At 41.6% G+C, this 22,214-nt stretch carries 21 protein-coding genes; 4 read left to right on the plus strand and 17 right to left on the minus strand.

Annotated elements, in window-relative coordinates; genetic code table 11:
- The first annotated feature begins 6 nt into the window (after positions 1–6).
- Positions 7–513 (plus strand): glycine cleavage system protein R, encoded by a 507-nt coding sequence (locus Q4557_RS16215; RefSeq protein WP_303413959.1) that lies wholly within the window; start codon positions 7–9, stop codon positions 511–513.
- Positions 514–742: 229 nt separating this feature from the next.
- Complete coding sequence (locus Q4557_RS16220) at positions 743–1,561, plus strand: DUF2797 domain-containing protein (protein ID WP_303413961.1); 819 nt, start codon at positions 743–745, stop codon at positions 1,559–1,561.
- Positions 1,562–1,714: 153 nt separating this feature from the next.
- Here the strand turns inward: Q4557_RS16220 and Q4557_RS16225 are convergent, their stop codons facing one another.
- Positions 1,715–2,296, minus strand: coding sequence for a DUF4136 domain-containing protein (locus tag Q4557_RS16225; protein WP_303413963.1), 582 nt, complete (start codon positions 2,294–2,296; stop codon positions 1,715–1,717).
- Positions 2,297–2,641: 345 nt separating this feature from the next.
- Between Q4557_RS16225 and Q4557_RS16230 the strand changes: the two genes are divergently transcribed.
- Positions 2,642–3,241, plus strand: coding sequence for a LysE family translocator (locus Q4557_RS16230; RefSeq protein ID WP_102437693.1), 600 nt, complete (start codon positions 2,642–2,644; stop codon positions 3,239–3,241).
- Between the two features lie 24 nt (positions 3,242–3,265).
- The gene (locus Q4557_RS16235; RefSeq protein WP_102437695.1) at positions 3,266–3,814 is read left to right on the plus strand and encodes a DUF1415 domain-containing protein; all 549 of its coding nucleotides are present in this window, start codon (positions 3,266–3,268) and stop codon (positions 3,812–3,814) included.
- Between the two features lie 15 nt (positions 3,815–3,829).
- On the opposite strand, the gene Q4557_RS16240 is transcribed toward Q4557_RS16235, so the two are convergent.
- The 16 genes from Q4557_RS16240 to Q4557_RS16315 form a co-directional block, all read right to left on the minus strand.
- Positions 3,830–5,137 carry a BamA/TamA family outer membrane protein gene (locus Q4557_RS16240; RefSeq protein WP_303413966.1) on the minus strand — a complete coding sequence of 436 codons (1,308 nt, stop codon included), beginning with the start codon at positions 5,135–5,137 and terminating at the stop codon, positions 3,830–3,832.
- Positions 5,124–6,539 carry a DUF4056 domain-containing protein gene (locus tag Q4557_RS16245; protein ID WP_198589253.1) on the minus strand — a complete coding sequence of 472 codons (1,416 nt, stop codon included), beginning with the start codon at positions 6,537–6,539 and terminating at the stop codon, positions 5,124–5,126. Before Q4557_RS16245 ends, Q4557_RS16240 begins: the two co-directional genes overlap by 14 nt.
- Positions 6,536–7,450, minus strand: a complete 915-nt coding sequence (locus Q4557_RS16250; RefSeq protein WP_102437699.1) for an alpha/beta fold hydrolase — start codon at positions 7,448–7,450, stop codon at positions 6,536–6,538. The genes Q4557_RS16245 and Q4557_RS16250 overlap by 4 nt, the downstream gene beginning before the upstream one ends.
- Positions 7,451–7,455: 5 nt before the next feature.
- On the minus strand, positions 7,456–8,352 hold the full coding sequence (locus Q4557_RS16255; RefSeq protein ID WP_241900939.1) for a virulence protein: 897 nt from the start codon (positions 8,350–8,352) through the stop codon (positions 7,456–7,458).
- Between the two features lie 311 nt (positions 8,353–8,663).
- The gene (locus Q4557_RS16260; protein WP_102475670.1) at positions 8,664–9,065 is read right to left on the minus strand and encodes a hypothetical protein; all 402 of its coding nucleotides are present in this window, start codon (positions 9,063–9,065) and stop codon (positions 8,664–8,666) included.
- On the minus strand, positions 9,066–9,896 hold the full coding sequence (locus Q4557_RS16265) for a class I SAM-dependent methyltransferase (protein ID WP_102475671.1): 831 nt from the start codon (positions 9,894–9,896) through the stop codon (positions 9,066–9,068).
- Positions 9,897–10,095: 199 nt separating this feature from the next.
- Positions 10,096–11,991 (minus strand): methyl-accepting chemotaxis protein, encoded by a 1,896-nt coding sequence (locus Q4557_RS16270; protein WP_368506497.1) that lies wholly within the window; start codon positions 11,989–11,991, stop codon positions 10,096–10,098.
- Positions 11,992–12,274: 283 nt separating this feature from the next.
- A complete protein-coding gene (locus tag Q4557_RS16275; RefSeq protein ID WP_102437707.1) occupies positions 12,275–13,867 on the minus strand; it encodes an ABC-F family ATPase in 1,593 nt (530 codons plus the stop codon).
- Positions 13,868–14,033: 166 nt separating this feature from the next.
- The gene (locus Q4557_RS16280; RefSeq protein ID WP_102437760.1) at positions 14,034–14,378 is read right to left on the minus strand and encodes a hypothetical protein; all 345 of its coding nucleotides are present in this window, start codon (positions 14,376–14,378) and stop codon (positions 14,034–14,036) included.
- Positions 14,379–14,499: 121 nt separating this feature from the next.
- A complete protein-coding gene (locus tag Q4557_RS16285; protein WP_241904128.1) occupies positions 14,500–15,450 on the minus strand; it encodes a M14 family metallocarboxypeptidase in 951 nt (316 codons plus the stop codon).
- Between the two features lie 190 nt (positions 15,451–15,640).
- Positions 15,641–15,841 carry a hypothetical protein gene (locus Q4557_RS16290; protein ID WP_102437762.1) on the minus strand — a complete coding sequence of 67 codons (201 nt, stop codon included), beginning with the start codon at positions 15,839–15,841 and terminating at the stop codon, positions 15,641–15,643.
- A gap of 424 nt (positions 15,842–16,265) precedes the next feature.
- Positions 16,266–17,024, minus strand: coding sequence for an SDR family oxidoreductase (locus Q4557_RS16295; protein WP_076539852.1), 759 nt, complete (start codon positions 17,022–17,024; stop codon positions 16,266–16,268).
- Between the two features lie 87 nt (positions 17,025–17,111).
- Positions 17,112–18,020, minus strand: a complete 909-nt coding sequence (gene mmsB, locus Q4557_RS16300; protein ID WP_303413969.1) for a 3-hydroxyisobutyrate dehydrogenase — start codon at positions 18,018–18,020, stop codon at positions 17,112–17,114.
- A 42-nt stretch (positions 18,021–18,062) separates the two neighbouring features.
- Positions 18,063–19,178 carry an enoyl-CoA hydratase/isomerase family protein gene (locus Q4557_RS16305; protein WP_102532230.1) on the minus strand — a complete coding sequence of 372 codons (1,116 nt, stop codon included), beginning with the start codon at positions 19,176–19,178 and terminating at the stop codon, positions 18,063–18,065.
- A gap of 141 nt (positions 19,179–19,319) precedes the next feature.
- Positions 19,320–20,477, minus strand: coding sequence for an acyl-CoA dehydrogenase family protein (locus Q4557_RS16310; protein ID WP_303413973.1), 1,158 nt, complete (start codon positions 20,475–20,477; stop codon positions 19,320–19,322).
- 242 nt (positions 20,478–20,719) lie between these two features.
- Positions 20,720–22,213 carry a CoA-acylating methylmalonate-semialdehyde dehydrogenase gene (locus Q4557_RS16315; protein WP_102519013.1) on the minus strand — a complete coding sequence of 498 codons (1,494 nt, stop codon included), beginning with the start codon at positions 22,211–22,213 and terminating at the stop codon, positions 20,720–20,722.
- Position 22,214 lies beyond the last annotated feature (1 nt).

A 22,214-nucleotide genomic window follows, 5' to 3' on the forward strand; every position in this document is an offset into this window, starting at 1 on the left:
TATTTTATGCTTCATTACCTGATAACCCTTCAAGCACCTGATAGAAAAGGATTAGTTGAACAAATCGCCAATGTAATAAGTCGTCATAACGGTAACTGGCTGGACTCAGAAATGCGTCATATTGATGGCATTTTTGCGGCAATATTACAGTTAGAAGTATCAGCCCTTAAATGGGACGCATTATTAGATGCTTTAGAGTGCATTGACGGCCTAACCTGCAGCTTTAATAAAACCAGCCAAACCCCTGTACCAATAAAACGTCTCAGCTTCAATTTAGTCGCTTATGACCGTGAAGGCTTAGTGCTGGAAATCTCAAATAAGATCAATGCCCTTGGGATCAACATCGAGCAATTTAGTAGCAAACAAGAAACTGCTGGCCACACAGGCATCGCCTTGTTCAGGGCTACAATGGGCTTGGGGTTATCAGAACCATGCCAAGAAGAGCAACTTACTGACTCTTTGTATGAGTTAGGTGATGATGTGGTATTAGATAAGCTCAGTAAAAGTGCTTAATAGTCAATATTTTTCAAGGCACTTGAACAGCATATTCAGAAGTATTGAAAGCTTGAGATGCAAAATAATCAGTCATGGCCAAGTCCATGACTTTTTATCCCCTACTTGAGCGTATTTAAGGAGTATTTCTCCCTAAAGCCAATCTAAAAAAGCGGTTAATCTAACGGGCATTCATCTGGTAGACTGCATGACATAATCAACAATAACACCACAATATAAGAGAATACCGATGTTAGGCACCTTATCAAAAATGCGCACTCACCTTAATGAACAAGATGAAGTGCAGTACGAACTGCCGGTTGGCGATAATAGCGTTGCGCTAAACCCATTAATTGGTAAAACCCTAACCCTTAGCCATACAGGCAATATTTTCTGTTGTAATTGCGGTAAAAAAACCAAGAAGAGCTACTCTCAGGGCCACTGCTATGTGTGCATGCAAAAGCTGGCAAGCTGTGATTTATGCATCATGAAACCTGAAACCTGCCATTTTGATCAAGGTACTTGCCGTGAGCCAGAATGGGCGCAAACTCATTGTTTTGTGCCTCACTTTGTTTACCTATCAAATACTTCAGGCATCAAAGTCGGCATTACCCGTTACACCCAAATCCCCACGCGTTGGATTGACCAAGGTGCCACCCAAGGGCTACCTATTTTCAAGGTCTCAACTCGCCAATTGTCAGGTTTAGTGGAAGTTGAGTTTGCTAAACTCATCAATGATAAAACTAATTGGCAAGCCATGTTAAAGGGCAATGCTGATGATGTTGATTTAGTAGAAATGGCTCAGCAATTAATGCCTGAAGTAGAGCAGAGACTCGTTGAACTGCAGCAAGAAAACCCTGATTTTGTTATCGAAAGGCTCGATAATTCGATACAAAGCATTCATTTCCCTATCACTGAATTTCCTAAAAAAGTTAAGTCGCATAACTTTGATAAAACACCTGAGGTCACCGGGGTTTTACAAGGTATCAAAGGCCAGTACTTAATCTTTGACACTGGGGTGGTTAACATCAGAAAGTTTTCATCTTACGAAGTAGAAATCGCGCAATAGCCAGTCACCTTGCGTTAATTCTTCATATAAATGTGATTGTTTAGATTAATACTAACAGCTTGCTTTAACAAAAAAGCCGCCGACATCACTGTCGGCGGTTTTTAGTTTTTGGACGCAATTGCTTAATTAAAGCCTTGTTAATTATTAAATAATTCAGTAGCTGTCATTATGTGGGATAGCTCTTAGCATCATGGTGGTTAATTTATCAAAGCGTTGTTCTCGATTTTGAACCGGTTTATCTGTTTCAGTGAAACCTTGAGCAAGTACACGCCAAATAGGTTGTTGACTATTAGGAATAAATATCGCTACAAGTACAGAACCCTTTTCAAACTCGTCATCTATCCCTGCTGTTGATAGTCCAGCGACTAAGCCAGCCTTGTCCATAATTTCTTTATCGCTCATTTCAGACTCTAACGCCATGCCAAAACCTATGACCATACTTGGCGACTGCGCTTCACTCACCAATGAATAGCCTTTTTTATCCATAATTTTAGTAATAGATTGGCGCATATGTTTAATAAGCTCTTCATCATCAAGCTTATTAGCAGTATGAACACTAAACATCGTTGGATGCCAAGCAAAGGTTTTGCCATAAGGCGATATTGCGCCTAAATCACCAGTGGTAACCATAGTAACACTTGTTGGCACATGGACTTCTGTGGCCTCTTTACTGGTGCAGCCAGTTAAGAAAATCAATAATAAACTCACCCATAAAAAATGTTGTTTCTTTATCATTTACGCCTCAACTATCTATTTCAACCAGATTGGTAGTTTAGAAGGTTACAAAACCTCTTATTAATATAAATCTACCATATAAACCATAACCTAACCTGACTGAAATTCAACGAGATCACAAACTTAATAGCCAGTATTCACCATCCAAGCACTTATAAAACAAAACACAGGCGTAACACCAGCGCCACTCAAACCCATCATTTAGCAAACCAATGTAACTCACAAAAAATGCTGGCATTGTCATTCGCATCATTCAGGGATTAATTTTCACTAGGTTACTGTTTAAATTAAGGCTAATATGCAGTTCAAAAATCTTTTATCCTAACCCCCAAAACAAAACCTTATATGGAATTAATTTTTACTATTGCATTATTCGCCTTTTCAGCCGGTATAACCCCTGGGCCAAACAATATTATGTTGATGACCTCAGGAGTGAACTTTGGTGTTAAACGTAGTATTCCCCACTTGATGGGTATTTCTTTGGGCTTTCCGACCATGATACTGGCCATTGGTCTGGGGTTAAGTAGCTTATTTCAAACCTACCCCATCATGCACCAAATTATAAAAGTCGTTGGGATCACTTACTTACTTTACCTTTCTTGGCTAATTGCTAACAACAACAGTAATTTAGAAGGTAAACAAACCAGTAAACCCTTTAGCTTTATACAAGCTGCAGCCTTTCAATGGGTCAATCCTAAAGGCTGGATAATTGCAATTGGTACCATTGCGACTTTCACGAACATTGAGCAACCGTTAACACCTCAAGTGCTCACTATTGCCATGGTCTTTTTATGTATCGCACTGCCCTGTGGCTCTGTGTGGCTAAGTTTTGGGGTTGGGCTGAAAAAGTTATTAAAAAATCAACGACAGCAACGCATTTTCAATGTTTCGATGGCAGTGTTATTAGTGCTGTCGATCATTCCGATGATCCTACCCAATAGTTAACCCAAGTAGTAACAATAGGTTTATATGTCTGAAATTAGCCAAGTCGAATTAGAAACTGCCAACTGGGTTTCTAAAGTGATTATGAAATACAATATTTGTCCTTTTGCCCGCCGTGAAATCGAACGCAATAGCATTCGCTATTTCACTTGTGAACAAACCAAAGTAAAGCAGGTAATGAAGGATTTTTTAACTGAATGTCAGTATTTGGATGAAAATCCACAAGCAGAAACCACACTGTTTATCTTGCCTCGTGGCTTTGAAGGGTTTTACAGCTATCTTGATATTGTTGACTTGGCCAATGACAAGTTACTTGAGCATGACTATGAAGGGGTATATCAGTTAGCAAGTTTTCACCCTGACTATTGTTTTGAGGGAGAGCCCCAAGACAGCGCAGCAAACTATACCAATCGTGCGCCTTATCCAACCATCCATATTATTCGCGAAGCCAGTATGGAAGCCGCCTTAGCCGAATATAACGAACCTGAAACCATACCAGAGCGTAATATTGCTTTTGCAGAAAGAAAAGGCAGCGACTTTTTTGAAGCGTTATTAAAGCAGTGCAAACAGAGTTAGCACTGCTAAGGGCCGCTAGAAGGCTTCATTGACGTTAAAGTAAAAGCCGCTGTCACCATCACCAAACGCTAAATCTAGGCGCAAATTGACTTTAGGCTTAACCTCTAAACGATAACCGATACCAATATTAGGCAGTAACTCATCAAAGGACAGTTCGCCCACTTTGTCTGCAATACTGCCTGCACCAACCCAATAAACCATGCCGTGCCTGCCAGTTAAATGTTGTCGATACTCCACCTGAGCCAGCAGCATTTGTTTGTCACGATAGCGACCAGTGGTGTAGCCCCGTAATGAATTACCTCCACCGATTTTAGATAGCTGATCCCAAGGTACATCGCCGTGGGTGAAGCGTCCGCGTACTTGCCATGCTATGGTGTCATCATCAAGGATTGGATAATAGGCACTGTATAAAGCGTTATAGACTTCAAAGTCGTGCTTGCCGCCAAAATCTTCGCGATACACGCCAATCTCAAACTGGCTAATGCTCCCCTGCTGCGGGTTAAGCACATGATCGCGGGTATCATAGTTAATTAATAAATTGACCCCAACATTACGAGAAACTTCTTGTAAAGGGTCAACATCCACATCAATTGAGACCACATCAACATCCGTGGCCTTTGCATAGGTAAAATCAAAACCTGCTCCCACAAAACTATGGGCGGATATGCGCTGCAGGAACATAGGGTTAACTTGAAATGTTTGACTATTAAATTCAACCCGATTTAAGTCTTGCTGGTTAAATTCATAACCTACGCCGTAGTACACATCCGGTATGTCATACACATTGGCATTTAAATAAAGACGTTGGTTATCGCCATTAAAAAAGGTTTTATTTTCAATCCCGACCCCTAGCGCGCCATTGATTGAGGCTAAACCATTAATAACCAAAGAAGATAAATCACTTACAGTATCCTCTGGGTCGACTTGATATAGCCCAACCACAGATATCCCAACACCTAAACTCATTTCAGGGTTATAAAATGGCCCAGGTAAATAGCTAAAATCAATGCCCTTATCTGGATCAAACTCACCATCGGCACCGAGGTTAGTCAGTAGGTTTTCAAACCAGCCTTGATCTTCAGCTTCATCGGTTATGGTTTCAAGCTGATCAGCGCCAACCAATACCGCCTCTCCTTCGCTTGTTGTTATTGGCGCTGACGTTTCTGGCTTTATTGTTGAATTTACTTGTGAATTTATTTCTGCGTTGGCAGAAATAGCCGCATTCGCCTCCGTTAATGAGGCAGCAATAGCGGCATTGATGGCAAAAAAGCTGGCACAATTTACAATCAGTAGGCGAGTAACAAACGGACTAATTATTTTCATTTAACAGCGCACCTATTGCTGGTTCAATTGTGGCAGCGTCATTAATAGCTGCACCAGTGTCTGCAGCATTTTGAGGCTCTGTTTGTTCGCGAGTGTCTGGCAAGTCATCTAGCGGCGTTTGTTGATGGGTCAAATGAGGGTTTTCAGCTAAATGCTGCTTTAACAACTTATAATCCTCACGTTCATCATATTTAGCAATCTCTACAAACTGCAAATGGGTAAAGCCATCAAGCCATAATTCTTCTGGTACGTGGCTAAATGAACCTGCAAACTTTTTATCTACACTAATGTGCTGCACAGCCACTTCATCAAAGTTAATCCCAAAAAGCTCAACGGCTAATGATAAGTGTTGTGGTGATGCAGGCGCGTCGTAAACTGCTGCTACCTTGTCCCATTGATCACTCGCCTGAGCTTGCTCTTTACTGACCAAATAAGGTGATTGTTTGTCGCCGAGTAGGTAATGACGTTTAAGTAATACGAATTTATTTGGTAGTGGCTCGTTTGAGTCCCACCAGTCACCATCGATTGCCCTAAAGAGCGCATTGGTTTGCTCTTTAGATAAAGGCTCCAACCAAGCCAATGTGGCCGCTAACCAACCCGTCATATGATAATCATATTGCTGCTTGGTCATGGCTAAATTGTTGGTCAGGATTGCTAACGCAATTTTGGCTCCCAGCATGTTTGAATATAAATCTTCTAACGAATAAGCCGATACCGCTTCTGTCCATAAGGCAAAACTGCGATAACCATGCCACTGGGATATTTCATGGGCTTCAGCCATAGTAAAGGCTAAGCGTACCGCCATGGCCGCCGCTAACTCCCAACGGTCATCTGCCGATAAATAACTCACATCAAAAGCGGCAAGTTCAAAGGTTCTATGGCCAATTTCTAATGGTAATTCAATTGACTGTGCCTGACCCAGTTTAGGCTGAATAAGATAAAACAGGGCAATAGCATTATCAGCGGTATCACGCACATGGGCTAAATCAATAAAGCCGCCTTTACGGGTATAAAGCATGCCATTGTTTTCCATGCTCTTACCGCTATCAGGTGAGCCTTTTTCATAACTAAATGTACCGGCATCAAATGCATGTGCGCCAATATCCTCAAGCGCTACTGTGTTAGCGTGACGATAAAAAGGGATCGGTAATAACCCCATAGCGACTTTTTGGTCAAAACCAAAAGCACAACAAGGTCTGACACTGGCGGGCATTGAAAGTGCTGCATTTTCAGGAAGGGTAATATCTCTGACTAAGGCATTATCAGGTATATCATCTAAAGCGGCACTGACCGCAATATCTGTGGGTAATGCGCGCACTTGCCACTCATTACTAGAGCAAGCGCCTAAGGTCATAACTAAGCCTAAAAATGATATCGCTACGGGAATTTTTATGATTTTCATTGAATAAAAGCCCTGATTTCTTTATTAATTTGTTTAGGAAAGTCATTACTCAATCCGTGAACACCGTCAGGTATAACTATGATAGGTGCATTTAAAAACTCAGCAAAACGACGACCGTTATCTAATGGGAACACCACATCCTTTTCCCCCCAGATTAAGATGGTTGACGGTAAAGAGTCGGCAAATTCGTCGGGGTTTAATTGATCCCGATAAGCCGGCAAGGTGGTAATAAGAGATTCTTTTTGTGGCAGAGAGTCGGCAAAGTAATATTCATAAACCTGCTGGTCGATGAACGCTGGCATCCATGGATAATCAACGAAAGTTTTTTCAAGTAAACGTCTTACTTCAGGGCCATTTTTAGGCACAAACACCGCTTCAGGCACATCGGCACCAAAACGCTTAGTCATTGCTAGCATATCCTCATCTGAAAATATCAGTCCAGGACTTGCTAGCATCACCACCTTATCCACTTTGGGCTCGTGGATCATTAAATCAAAAGTGACAAAACCACCAAAAGAAATACCCACCAGGTTAACGCTGCTTAACGCTAATTGGCTTATCAACTGTTGCATAGCTTGGGTTTCACTACTGATAGTGGCAGGTGCAGCGCTATAGGACTCACCAAACCACAGTAAATCCGGCACTATCACTTGATAATCCTCACTCAAGTCGAGCATCATTTCATACCAGCTGGTCATGCCATTACCACCAAAACCGTGTAGTAATAATAAAGTGGGTTTAGCGCTATCGCCCCCTTGCCAGTAATGTAACTCGCCTCCCTCAGTCAATGACATTTGATGACGCTCAAAACCGTTTTTGAGCAAATTGTTTTGTTGGTGATCATCAACCATGGCAACAATGCTGCAGCCACTAAGCAATAGCGCAAAAAAACTAAGGATTATGAGTCTCATCAATATTAAAACCTATATCCAATACCTGCCATAAAACTAGTACGAGTACCAATACCGCCCTCAAGCAGTAAATCAAACCCTTTACCCAACTCAATTTGGCCACCAATTAAACCATTCCATTTATCGGCTAAATGTTGGTTAACTTCGAATTTAGCACCAGGAATAGGCACGCCAATATCCTGTAAAAAACCACTGAAGGTTTGCTCAACATTTTGGTACATTCCGCCAATCCAAATTTGGGTATCGTGACCACGGATATCAAAACGGTAGCCAACTCTTGGTGAAACAACAATTGAACTGATTTCACCTTCTAAAATATCTAAATCTGTATTGGTATAATTAACATCGAGCAAGGCAAACCAGTTACCAATACCGCCAACAATGGTGCCACCGGCGCCATAGGTTAAGCCTTCAAAATTTAAGGCAAAGTCAAAAGGAGCGGTTTCTACCGGCTTAAATGGAGGAGGAAGATCTAAGTTGACCGTGACATTTGCAATACTACTACCTGAGGTTTTACCAATAATGCCGTATAAATTTAAAAAAGGCAGCACCCACATATCAGCACGAAAGGTAATTGTTTCTGACTCTTGAATCGCTTCACTGCCTTTAATTGAGACAATTTCATCAAGCAGACCTAATCCCGAGAAACTGACATTTTCTACCACCAATGGCTGATCCATATTCATATAGGTCACCCCTATGCCATACGGCTTAGGTAACTCATAGCCTAAATCAATGGCATCTTGTGCCCAAATAGGAAAAACTCGGTCATATTTAGGCTGAACTTCGATAGCTTCATCCGCAGCTTCTGTAACCGACTCGTTAACGGACGCATTCACGTTTGCTTGAGTGGCAAAAGCAGTAAAACCTAAAAAAATACCTGATAAAACTCTTAACATCATGTAGGGATATCCTTGAATAACCATGATTCTTTAATAGGCTATAAACTGAATAAATTCAACTTTAGCTATTATAGTGTACTGACAATAAAGCGTTGATATTTTGTACAAAAAATACCAAGCTGCGCATAGTAGAGACGGAAGCTGAATTTATATTAAAAGCCGTCAATATAAAAATAAATTCATTTAAACATAAGCACTTAATACGCAATTTCTCCATCAGGTTTACAGTCATAATGTTTTTGAATATAAAAACAAACAAATCTATAACAAACCTAATAACCTTGTTGAGACGCGATTGTTAGAAATGGTTATTAATTAACGCTGCAACTCATTGTCGCAGCCTCTGAAATCGTAATTACCACTCTTTTATGAATTTCAAAATTAGTAATATAACCGCACTCACCTGCGATGATCTCGCCACTATCAAGCTCTATGTGATAACGATATGCGCCATCTAACTGCGCTAAATCATAATACAGGGTGTTAGTATGCATGGCGGCGATGTCACCAAAGTCTAAGCGGCTATGGGGAAGTTTTACCACCGCTGATTCAACACCTTGAGCTGATTGATTACTGATGGTCAAACTGGGACTGAGATATAAGTACGACCAATATATTAATAAAATAAGCCCGCATAATAATATCGACACTTTGGCAAATAGTGCCCTCCAGCCAGTCACGACCTTAAGTTTATTACCCTTTGTAAAAACCATTTAGACTTTGGTTCCTTTCACTGTAAACACTAAAGGCACTGAGTTACCTTTAACAATAGAATGAAACTGATTAGGCGCTTGCTCTATCAAATTTTCAAAGCAGTTATAGGGGCTAAATGGATACTCGTTAAGACTATCAATTCTGATCCCTGCTTTGATTAGCGCATTAATAACATTACTTAATGAATGCGGCCAAGTCAGCATAGTTTGTGGTGTCGAAGCTGTTGATTGCGGTGAAGATGCAGACTCGAAATTACCGTGTGATTCGGTATAACTACCCTCAACGACCACATCAGCCTCAGTTTTATGAAAATAACTATAACCTTCTAAAACATCCTGTAGTGGATGAAACTCAGCCATATAAAAACAGCCACCCTGCTTTAAACTCTTGGCAATGATGTTTGCCCAACGATCAAGACAAGGCAGCCAACAAATGGTGCCGTATGAGGTAAATACAATGTCAAAATCAGTGACTTGCTTATCGGTAAATTGGGGCAAACTTTGATCGCCAAATTGATACACATCGGCGCAAATAAACTCGGCTTTTAGCTCACATTGCAATGCCAGCTCATTAGCTTTAGCAATGGCAACATCCGATAAATCAACTGCAGTGACAATTGCACCTTTACGAACCCAAGATAAGCTATCAAGACCAAAATGGCATTGCAGGTGTAATAAAGATTTTCCATTAACATCAGTAAGTTCAGCTGTTTCAATTTCGGTTAATGAAGATTTTCCCTTCAAAAAACCAGCCACATCATAAAATGATGAATCAAAATGCACTTTTGCTCTTTCATTCCAAGCATGCTTATTAACTGAAACATAATCCATCATCAAAGCCTTGTAAGTCATTATTAATATTGTGTATTTTATAAATATACAATTTTATAATTAGCGCCTGCTTAACCTGCGACCAAATAGGACACAGTTAGCAAACAAATGATAAACATTATGCCGAAAAATGTATCTTACGGATATAAAAAAAAGCCGACAATAAAAATTGTCGGCTCGAGGGAATATCTGCGTATTTCTAGCTTAAGGTAAACTTTTGTACTTGCTCAGACATTGCCGCTGCGTCTTCTAATAAGGTTTCATTGAGCTGACTTAAAGCAGTCGCAACGTTTTGAGTTTGACTGTATATTTCACTAATTTGCATGGCATTGCGATTTACCTCTTCGGCCACTGCCGCTTGTTCATGTGTTGCTGATGCAATTTGCTGATTCATACTGTCAATGGTATCTATCTCTGCCACTATTTGCTGTAATTCATTACCCGCTTGTTCAACTTCAATAACACTCTCATCAGCACTAACCATACCACGTTCCATGGTTTGCACCGCTAATTGAGCGCCAGATTTTAAACGTTCAGTCATGCGTTTAATATCGTCTGTTGAAGACTGTGTTCTTTGGGCGAGGGTTCTCACTTCATCGGCTACCACCGCAAAACCTCGGCCTTGCTCACCCGCCCTTGCCGCTTCAATAGCGGCATTTAACGCTAGCAAATTAGTTTGCTCTGAAATCGCACTAATCACTTCTAAAATGCTAGCAATGGATTGCACATCTTGATCTAAAGTCTTTATCGCCGTTGAAGCGTCATTAATTTCACCAGCAAGATGCTTAATAGACACCGCCGTTTTTGATACGCCAATATTACCGATATTGGCTTCTTTATTGGCGGAGCTTGATGCATCGGATGCTTGTACAGCATTAGCGGCAATTTGGGTAACGGTTGCGCTCATTTCAGTCATCGCTGACGCCACCTGTTCAGCTTCTAAGTGGCCTTGTTCAATATCTTGTCTCATGCTGCTTGCATAGCTATTAACTTGCTCAACCACATTAACCAGCTGGCTGGCATTGTGTCTCACTTGAGTAATCACAGTTTCAAAATCTGCCATCATCCCATTGAAGGCTTTCGCTAGCTCACCAAACTCATCGGTTGAGTCGTGATCAATTCTCGTGCTCAAATCAAAGTTATTACCAGCATGGCTAACCTTATTAAATAATTGATTTAAACTGCGACTTAAATATCTAGAGACCGATAGACTTAGCCAAACTAGTAATAATACCGATACCGTTAATGCAATGAGCGAGCTCCACATTTGTTGACTAGCCGTGCTCAATTTGTGCTGGGTAAGTGTTACGAGTTCGGTGGCGAGGTATTGTTCAAATTTAGCCAATAGATTAATTCGGTTAGTGGATGTTTTAAACCAAACTTCAGGATGTTGATTTTTAATCTCTTTAGCATTTTGTGAAAATGCAATTTGTCGTATGGCATTAACAGCATTAACTTCTTTTGAACGGTTATCTTGTTCAAACCGCGTTAATGCCAAATCTGTCGCCATAGTGCTAAAGCGTTCAGCATAGGTATTTTGCTCAGCCACTAAGGTCACAAACTTTGCATAACCACCCGCTTTAAAACCTTGCTGTCCAAAGGTCGAACTTAATACCGCTCGCTCAATACCCGCACGTTCTTTTAGTTGTAAAAACGCCCCGAATGAAGCGAGTTTCAAAGACAACTCACTGATGGTACTTTGCATAGCGGTTTCATCAACCACGGATAATAGGGTTTTATTTAAATCTGAATAATATTTCACTTCTTCAGCCACTGAGATGCTTAGATTATCTACTGAGCGGCGGATACTTTGAAGTTGTTGTAATTGCGAGTCTATTTGTCTTAATGTTGAACTGATTTTTGCAGGAAAGTGATCTGCAGCTGGAATACTCGAAAAGTTAGACACTTGTTGGTCTGTCATTGAGCGTTGCTGAGGTAAATCCTGAGCAAATGATTGACCTTTAGAGCCCAGAAAACCTGCACTCATGCCACGCTCCTTTTGTAATTCATGTACTAGGGCGCTGTTGATAACGGCCAGTTCACTTAACGAAAGTACCGTATTAAGCTCTGTTTGTATTTCATATTTATTGTGCACAAACATGCACCATAAATTAAACAGATTAACAGTGGAGGAATAATTAATAGTGAAAGTTTGAGTCGAGTATTGAGATCGATAATCCATTTCATGACAGCTGTGACCCTTAAGAAGTGTGTTATGTTTCTAATTGAAATTACATTCATTAATGTAACTACAGCGACAGGATTTTCTAAAATATGTATTCTAAAATTCTAAAATTTATAATTATCTTTTTTAGGCAAAAAAAAACCTGTAAATCGCTTTACAGGTTTTCGGCTTAATGTAAAAAAACTTTAATTAATTATCCTTCAACGCCTTTACTGGCAAGAAACTCATCATAAGTACCTTTAAAGTCATTGATGCCATCAGCAGTAATTTCAATGATGCGTGTTGCTAGTGACGATACAAATGCACGGTCATGAGACACAAACATTAATGTACCTTCATACAATTCTAATGCATTGTTTAATGACTCGATTGATTCCATGTCCATGTGGTTAGTTGGTTCATCAAGTAATAAGATATTTGGCTTTTGCATGATGAGCTTACCAAAGTACATACGACCCTTTTCACCACCAGATAACACTTTAACTGATTTTTTAATGTCGTCTGAGCCAAATAACATGCGGCCTAAGATGCCACGTACTGATTGGTCGTCATCTTCAGGTTTACGCCATTGGCTCATCCAGTCAAATAAGGTCATATCATTAGCAAAATCAGCTTCATGATCCTGCGCGTAATAACCAATGTTACTGTTTTCAGACCATTGAACCGTACCTGCATCTTGCGGGATGTCATGCACTAAAGTACGTAATAAGGTGGTTTTACCCACACCGTTATCACCTAAGATAGCAACACGCTCGCCAACTTCAACCATCAGGTCAAGTTTGCTGAATAATGGCTTATCAAAGCCTTTCGCTAATTGCTCAACCACTAAAGCATTACGGAATAATTTCTTTTCTTGCTCAAAACGAATGAACGGATTCACACGGCTTGAAGCCTTGATATCCTCAAGCTTAATCTTGTCAATTTGCTTAGCACGAGATGTTGCTTGCTTAGCTTTTGAAGCGTTAGCAGAGAATCGTGCTACGAAACCTTGTAGCTCAGCAATTTGGGCTTTTTTCTTAGCATTGTCAGATTGTAAACGCTCACGAGCTTGCTGGGCTGCCATCATGTATTCATCGTAGTTACCTGGGTAAACACGTAGTTCACCGTAATCGATGTCAGCCATATGGGTACAAACTGAGTTCAAGAAGTAACGGTCATGGGAAATAATCACCATGGTACTGTTACGTTGGTTAAGCATTTCTTGTAACCAGCGAATGGTGTCGATGTCCAAGTTGTTGGTTGGTTCGTCAAGTAGCAAAATATCTGGATCAGAGAACAAGGCTTGAGCCAAAAGTACACGCAGTTTAAAACCTGGTGCGATTTCACTCATTAGGCCAAAGTGCTGGTCTACACCAATACCTACGCCCATTAATAAATCACCAGCACGAGATTCAGCGGTATAACCGTCCATCTCAGCAAATTCCATTTCAAGCTCAGCGACTTTAATGCCGTCTTCTTCACTCATTTCTGCGAGTGAATAAATGCGGTCACGCTCTTGCTTCACTTCCCACAACTCTTTGTGGCCCATGATAACGGTATCAACCACAGAGAACTCTTCATAAGCAAATTGATCTTGATTCAATTTACCAAAACGTTCACCAGGATCGATTGATACATTACCGCTTGTTGGCTCAAGATCGCCAGTAAGGATCTTCATGAAGGTTGACTTACCACAACCGTTTGCACCAATTAGACCGTAGCGATTACCGCCACCGAATTTGACAGAGATATTTTCAAATAACGGCTTGCTGCCGAACTGCATGGTGATGTTGTTGCTGTATATCACGTAGGAGATTCCATTAGTTTTTGGACGAAAAATTGTCGCGATTATACATTATTCGACTCAAGCTTTACAGCCAGAATATTGATTGATTTATTTTTGCCTATTTGTCAGATTGTTGCAGTAGCTATACTCATGATTAACTCAAGATGTAATCTAAACTGAGCTAACGTTAGCCTTTCACAATTTCGATTAATCTTGTAATAAACAACTTAACTGATTCAGCCGTTTCAAACTTAAAAGCTAAACCATAGTGGCTTTCTTTTAAGCTTTTATGGCGACGAGTCGGGAAACGGGTCATCTGCGCATTATGGTGATAGTCATATTGTGCATGTACCCCGTCTAATGTGGCTAACTCACCAGAGAACACTTCAAAAGCCGGGCGAATAATGAGTACCGGAGTGTTGCTGTCAATATGTAAATACACCGGCTCTTTAAGCTTAGGCAGCATGTATTCGGTAACATTACTAATGGTGAAATTGGTACGGCAATCTAATTCATTTAATGCTGTGCGCATATCTTCTTGGCTAATAATCATTTCTTTTCGCTTGAGTAGTAAGGGCAATGACGCTAACTGTAATGCCAAATCAACAAAAAGCCTCGAAGTTTCGTTCGAGGCTTAGATATAAATCACTGACTTAGATTAAGTTTAACTGGGTTAAAATATAATCCAAACCACCAGTAATTGCTGCCACTTGGGCATCATTACATTCTTGGTCATTGACCAATGGGCTATCAGGATACACTTCAGTGGTGGTATTATAGTGATTGTTTGTCATCCCCGCACATAAGCCAAGCTTTTTAGTTGGGTAGTTAATGACCCCAAACTGCTCAATATCAACACCAATTAACTGACCATTATCATCTGGGGCAATATGGGTTACTTTGGCTACCGACTCAATAATCGCCTGTTGAAAGTCAGGAGTTGGATTTTCTGAGTCACCAACCAAATAAAAACCATCTGGAATAACGCCTTTTTCATAGTCTTTGCCATCACGAGCTGATAATGCGGGGCGAAATTCTAGCTCGTCAGTATCTGTGGTTTCATGCAAATCAATATGGGCATAAACGTCACCAAGGCTAGCTACAAATGCCATTAAATCTGCCGATTCATTGGCTGGGCTGTCAGCATAAAAAGAACGGTTTGGGTCCACTGCGTATGGGTTCCAGCGATTAATTGTTTCATAACCCCATGGGCTCACACACGGCGCTACCGCAATATTAAAGTATTGGCTGTAATGCTCAGCCTGAGTCGCTAAAAACTGAATCGCGCCATGTACGCCACTGGTTTCATAACCATGAACACCGCCAGTTACTAAGATAGTTTTTTTGCTGCTATCCCAATGTTTAGATTTAAATGCAAATAGCGGATATTTGTCGGCATCATAAGCTAGAGCACCATATTGCACTTGTTCAAAGCGTGAGGCTAAAGGCGCTAATTTTGTTAGCACTTCTTGTTGATAGCTACGTTTAATGGTTACTTGGGCAAGCCACTGGGCCTTTTCTTGTGCATTCCAAGGTTTGCCTGGGGTGCCAATGGGGAAACTTGACATAAAAAATACCTTATTTGCTGTCTTTCTCTTATTCATTGCTTTGAATCCTATCGCAATGTCAGCACAATTTCTATTTAAGTGGTGGTTCATTTGCGGATAACAGGGTGTTCGCAGCTAGGTAAATGATAACCACAAACGTCAGTAACGAAAAACTGCCATTAGGGCTAAATACCCATTGCCGCCAATAAAATAAGCTATCTGCCTGTTGCGGTTATAACGCGAGGAGTTATTTATTGGTAAAGGTAAATTTGTTTTTAAGCCAACTAAGACTGGCAATTTGCTGTGTTTTCGTTAGGCCAAAGTAAATACAAACCCATGGGCAAATTAATAAAAACCAAGGTAATGCTGCTGTTGGTACGCCACTAAAAAAGAAATACAAAAAGCCGCCATACATGACGATAACCCCAATAATGCCCACCACTAACATGACTTTTTTCATCAAACTTTCTAAGCGTACAATATTCACAACTATCCTTACTGTCATTGAGCACTGCCGAGATGCAGCTTTATTTCGATTGAAATAAACTAAGGCAAAAAATATAACCACAGGGTAACATTTTTAGAAACCCAGAAAAACTTATCTCTTTGCTTTTGTGCTCGCCTAAGCTGTAACCCGCCACCTAAATTAACCAATATAAATAAACGCTTATAATCTTGTGTGCGCATACTTGCGGTTCAAAAACAAAAAATCCCTACCAGAAAACCGGCAGGGATTAATACTATTAATGAGCCAATATTATTATCGCTACTGCGACTAATATTGTTATCGCTAATGCGACTAATATTGTTATCGCTAATGCGACTAATATTATTATCGCTACTGCGACTAATATTGTTATCGCTAATGCGACTTAAAGGCGAATACCGCCATCAATTTCAAACACACGGCCATTAACGTAATCATTCTCAACGATAAATTTAACCGTTGATGCGATTTCTTCAGCTTGACCTAAACGCCCAACTGGCACCATTTTCTCCATTCGCTCTAGGGCTTCTGGTTTCATTGCTGCGGTCATTTCAGTGGCAATCACACCAGGTGCTACCGCTGCGCTACGGATATTATAACGGGCTAGTTCTTTCGCCCAACCTACGCTCATGGCAGCCACACCCGCTTTAGAAGCTGAGTAGTTAGACTGACCCATGTTGCCTGCTTTAGCGACACTTGAGATATTAATAATCACCCCAGGCTGCGCGGTTTCAATCATCACAGCCGCAGCTTCACGGCCACACAGGAAAGTACCGGTTAAGTTGACATTGATAACTGACTGGAATTGCTCATATGACATACGGTCAGTAACCTTGCCATCTTTTGCCTTAACCATTAAGCCATCACGCAAGATCCCAGCGTTGTTGATAAGAATATTAACCTGACCAAAATCTTCACGGATGAAATTAAACCCCGCCACCACATCTTCTTCATCGGTGATATCTAACGCATAGCCTTGCACTTCAGTACTTGCACCTAAATCAGCACAAGCACGTTCTAGCTTTTCTTGATCAACATCGATAAGTGCTAATCTTGCGCCTTGGGCGGCAAACTCTTGCGCCATAGCCAGACCTAACCCACCTGCACCGCCAGTAATGACAACAACTTTATCTTTAATTTCCATTAACTGGATCCTTTCTCTATTTATTTAGTGTTTTGCATACTCACATTCCGGCGCGGTTGAATGGCTCAACCAGCCTTCAAGCAGCTGTTATTTATCTTCATCTGCTTTAGCAAACTGTTCAAAAATACTTGAAAAATCACGGCGACCATTGCCTTGACGGGCATGGTTAACATATAAACTGCGCGCCAATGCCCCCATAGGAGTGCTGGAATTCGATGCCAGCGATGCTTGCTGTGACAAGCCTAAATCTTTCACCATCAAATCAACCATAAAGCCGCCCTGATAATCATTTGAAGAAGGCACATTAACCATTACATCAGGGCACGGGTTGTATTTTTCGAGGGTCCAGTTGCCGCCGCTACTGACTTTCATGATATCAGATAACACTTTAGGGTCTAAACCATTATCAATACCTAGCTGCAAAGATTCACTGGTGCCGACCATTAATACTGATAACAGCATATTATTACAGATTTTGGCAATTTGGCCTGCGCCTGCCGCACCTGCATGAAAAATATTAGCCCCCATAACCGTTAATACTGTTTGCGCTTTATCATAGGCGTTATCACTGCCACCACAAATGAATGTTAGTGTGCCAGCGGCTGCGCCCGCTGTGCCGCCTGACACTGGCGCATCCATAAACTCAATGCCTTTGGCTGCAGCTTGTGCCCCAACCGTTTGCGCCGTGCCTGCATCTATGGTGGAGCAATCAATTAATATGGCATCTTTAGCGACCACATCCAGTAAGCCTTTGTTGTCATCATCGCCAATATATAAACTGTGTACATGCTTACCTGCAGGCAACATGGTAATGATATAATCTGCTGCTGCCGCTGCGCCGCAAGCGGTTTTTGCGCTTAACGCGCCCTGTTTAGTTAATGCCTCAACCGCCGCTGGTACTAAATCAAATACCGTGACTGTCATGCCTGCTTTAATTAAATTGGCTGCCATTGGGCCGCCCATATTACCTAAACCAATAAATGCTACTGTTGCCATGATAAGTTCCTTTTAGATGTCTTTTAGCTAGATGCCTTTTACTTAGATGCCTTTTAACGGATGGTCATCGGCTTGCCAAGGTGATGTCAGCAATTGGGTCACTGCTTCTGCGGTCACTTCACTTGCATGACTAAATCGCCATTGTGGATTGCGATCTTTATCAATGAGTAATGCCCTTACCCCTTCACAAAAATCGCCATAGGAGCAGCAATTGACGCTAATACCTAGCTCCCACTTAAAGCACTCTGCTAATGTTTTATTCGTACCTAAGTTGGCTTGAGCAAAAATTAAAAACCAACTTAATGGGCTACCTTTTAAAGCCGTTTTTTGAGCCCGTTTAAGCCAATCTAATTCAGTGTCTAAACTGGTGAGTTGATGATGCACCTCTTCAATTTCACCCGACATTAATTGATCAATCTCAGTTTGAAATTGCTCAAGTGGGCTTTGGCCTATTTTAGCTGTGGTATTTTGTTGCTGGGTATTTAACACCATACTTAGCTGCTGATGATTTAACTCAGCATCATCGCTCCAACTGACGTCAGCAAGGGCATCAAATAACGGCTGTTTATCATCGCTTGCTAAAAAGTGATTGCCCAGTCCAACATGCAAAGCATCGGCGGCGTTCATGTTATAAGCGGTTAAGCCTAAAAATAAGCCTAATTTACCCGGCATACGATTTAAGAAATAACTGCCGCCTACATCAGGGTACAAACCTATGGATATTTCAGGCATGGCAATGCGGCTTCGCTCTGTCACCACTCGGTGACTGCCACCCGCCATTAGCCCTAAACCGCCGCCCATAACAATGCCATCGCCCCACACCAGCACTGGTTTACCAAACTGATGTAGTAAATAATCTAATTGATACTCTTGGGTGAAAAAATCGCATGCTTCTGCAGTCATGGTATTAGGATTAGCAATCGATGCATGGTAAATCGCCCTGACATCACCGCCAGCGCAAAAGGCTTTATCCCCTGCGCCATCAAGCACAACAAAAGCAATATCATCATTTTGCTGCCAAGCAAGCAGCTGCTTGGTCATGGCATTGACCATGTCTAAATTCAAGGCATTTAAGGCCTTTTCAATATTAAGGGTTACCACCCCAATTGATTTACCAGACAGGGTCCCTAGAGTTTGAAATATTACATCTTGAGTCATTAGCTATTATTCCAATTCAGTATATTGTTTTACAGCTTATTAAGGCTTATTTTCCGGTAATCCAAGCTATCATTGCGACTAGGGTAAATACCCATGTTGGCTAATTTCATTAGCCAACATAAAGCGCTTGGCTAGTAACTGTTACAAAATAGCGTGCGCATTTTCATCTAGCAAACGACGAGCAATAATTAAGCGCATGATTTCATTAGTGCCTTCAAGAATTTGATGTACCCGCACATCTCTAAAATGACGCTCTAATGGGTACTCACGAATATAGCCATAACCGCCGTGAAGTTGCAGGGCGTTATCACACACTTGAAAACCAATGTCGGTAGCAAATCGTTTTGCCATTGCGCAGTAAGCTGTGGCTTCTGGATCTTTTGAATCTAATTTGAAAGCAGCTAAGCGCACCAACTGCCTTGCAGCGACTAACTCTGTCGCCATATCAGCTAACTTAAACTGTAATCCTTGAAATGCCGCAATGGGCTTACCAAACTGCTTACGTTCATTCATGTATTCTGTGGCACGGCTCAGCGCAGCTTGCGCTGTACCGATAGAACAAGTGGCGATATTAATACGACCGCCATCGAGGCCCTTCATGGCAAAAGTGAAACCTTGGCCTTCTTCACCGAGTAAATTAGCCACTGGCACGCGGACATTTTCAAAGGTTATTGAACGTGTTGGCTGGGCATTCCAGCCCATTTTGTCTTCGGCTTTACCATAGCTTACACCAGCAGTATCTGCTGGAATAGCTATAGCTGAAATACCTTTTGCGCCCGCTTCGCCTGTACGGCACATCACTACTAATAGCTCAGTTTCACCCGCACCAGAAATAAACACTTTTGAGCCATTAATGATGTAATCATCACCATCACGAACCGCTTTAGTCGCAAGTGATGCAGCGTCACTGCCTGCACCCGGCTCTGTTAGACAATATGATGCGAGTAATCGACCTGTGGTTAGACCTTCAGACCACTGCTGGCGCAATGTTTCACTACCCCAAGTGGTGACCATCCATGTGGCCATATTATGAATAGTCAACATGGCGGTAGTTGCTGTGCAGCCTTGTGATAACTCTTCAAAAATAATCGACGAATCTAATCGGCTTAGCCCCATTCCACCTTCTGACTCAGGCGAATACAAAGAGCAAAAACCTAGCTCGCCAGCCTTGTGAATTACATCCTTTGGAAAGTAATGCTCTTCATCCCATTTTGCGGCAAAGGGTGCCAGCTCATCTGCGGCAAATTGACGGGCTAATTCTGCGAATTGGCGTTGGTCTTCGGTTAAATTAAAGTCCATGGTGTTAATCCTTTTACTATGACTCTTTAGGTCATTTTATGGCTAAACAATCCTGTGCTTTTATGTGAGCGTGTTTGCAAAAACTGAGTGACTTTTGCAAACTGATTTTTACTAAATGCTTATAGCTAACCGCATTTTAGTTACACGCTATTTGGTTACACGCACAGTGATCATTAAGTGAGTCTTGTGGTTTGCTTGTCTGAATAATTAACTGGTCTTCTCCCATCAGAAGACCAGTACATTTACTTAAGATTGATGCTCATATTCGGGCCACTCACCACTTCGTCATCAAACCATCGTGAAGTGATGGTTTTAGTTTCAGTGTAAAAACGCACCGCTTGTTTACCGTAAGCGTGCTGATCGCCATAGAAACTGCCTTTCCAACCGGTAAATGAGAAGAATGGTAATGGCACAGGAATTGGCACGTTAATGCCCACTTGGCCCACTTCGATGTGGTGTTGATACTTACGCGCTGCACCGCCGGATGCGGTAAAAATTGAAGTGCCGTTACCATATGGACTGTTATTGACTAACTCAATGGCGTCATCAAGGTTGTCAGCTTCCATGCAGCACAAAACAGGACCGAAGATCTCTTCTTTATAAATGCTCATATCGGTAGTGACTTTGTCGAACATGGTTGGACCAATCCAGTTACCTGACTCATAGCCCTCAACCGTAAAGTCGCTACCATCGAGTAAACAGTCCGCGCCTTCAGCTTTACCTTGGGCAATAAGCTTAAGTACACGCTCTTTGGCAGCGGGGCTAATAACTGGGCCATAGGCGGCATTGTCATCATTCCATAAACCTGGGCGTACTTTTGCTAGTGCTTCTTTAAGCTCTGGGATCCACTCTTTAGCAGCGCCAACAAATACTGCCACTGAAATCGCCATACAACGTTGACCAGCAGCGCCAACTGATGCGCCAACCATGTTATTGATCACTTGCTGCTTATTAGCATCAGGCATGATCACGCAGTGGTTTTTCGCGCCAGCAAAGGCTTGAACACGCTTTAAGTTATCAGTAGCCGTTTTGTAAATGTATTGCCCTACAGCCACAGAACCAACAAATGAAATCGCTTTAATGTCAGGATCTGCCAACAAAATATCCACCGCGGTTTTATCACCATGAATAAGCTGCAGCACGCCTTTGGGCGCGCCCGCTTCAACAAACAATTCAACTAAACGCTGCGGCGTCATTGGATCTTGTTCTGAAGGCTTTAAAATAAAGGTATTACCGCAAGCAATCGCTAACGGGAACATCCATAACGGGATCATCGCCGGGAAGTTAAACGGGGTAATACCCGCACACACCCCTAATGGCTGGGTGTAGCTATAAGTATCAATATTACGCGCCACATTCTCAACGGTTTCGCCCATTAACATTGAGGCGATATTACAAGCATGCTCTGCCACTTCAATACCACGCCAAACATCACCTTTTGCATCTTCAAAGGTTTTACCGGTTTCTTGGGCCAGAATAGTGGCGATTTCATCGTGATGCTCTTTTAAAAGGTGTTGATAACGGAGCATTACGCGAGCACGCTCTGACACAGGTACTTCTTTCCACGTAGTGAATGCTTGTTTTGCACTGTCTATGGCTTGATTAACTTCTGCAACCGTAGCAGCGTTAATATTGGCAATAACGCTGTTGTTAGCTGGGTTAGTAACATCAATGTTTTGACTACCTGTACCTTCGGTGAATTCACCGGCAATATAATGTTTAACTTGTATGGTCATC

It is taken from the genome of Shewanella sp. 5_MG-2023 (genome assembly GCF_030547465.1).
Classification (GTDB): domain Bacteria; phylum Pseudomonadota; class Gammaproteobacteria; order Enterobacterales; family Shewanellaceae; genus Shewanella.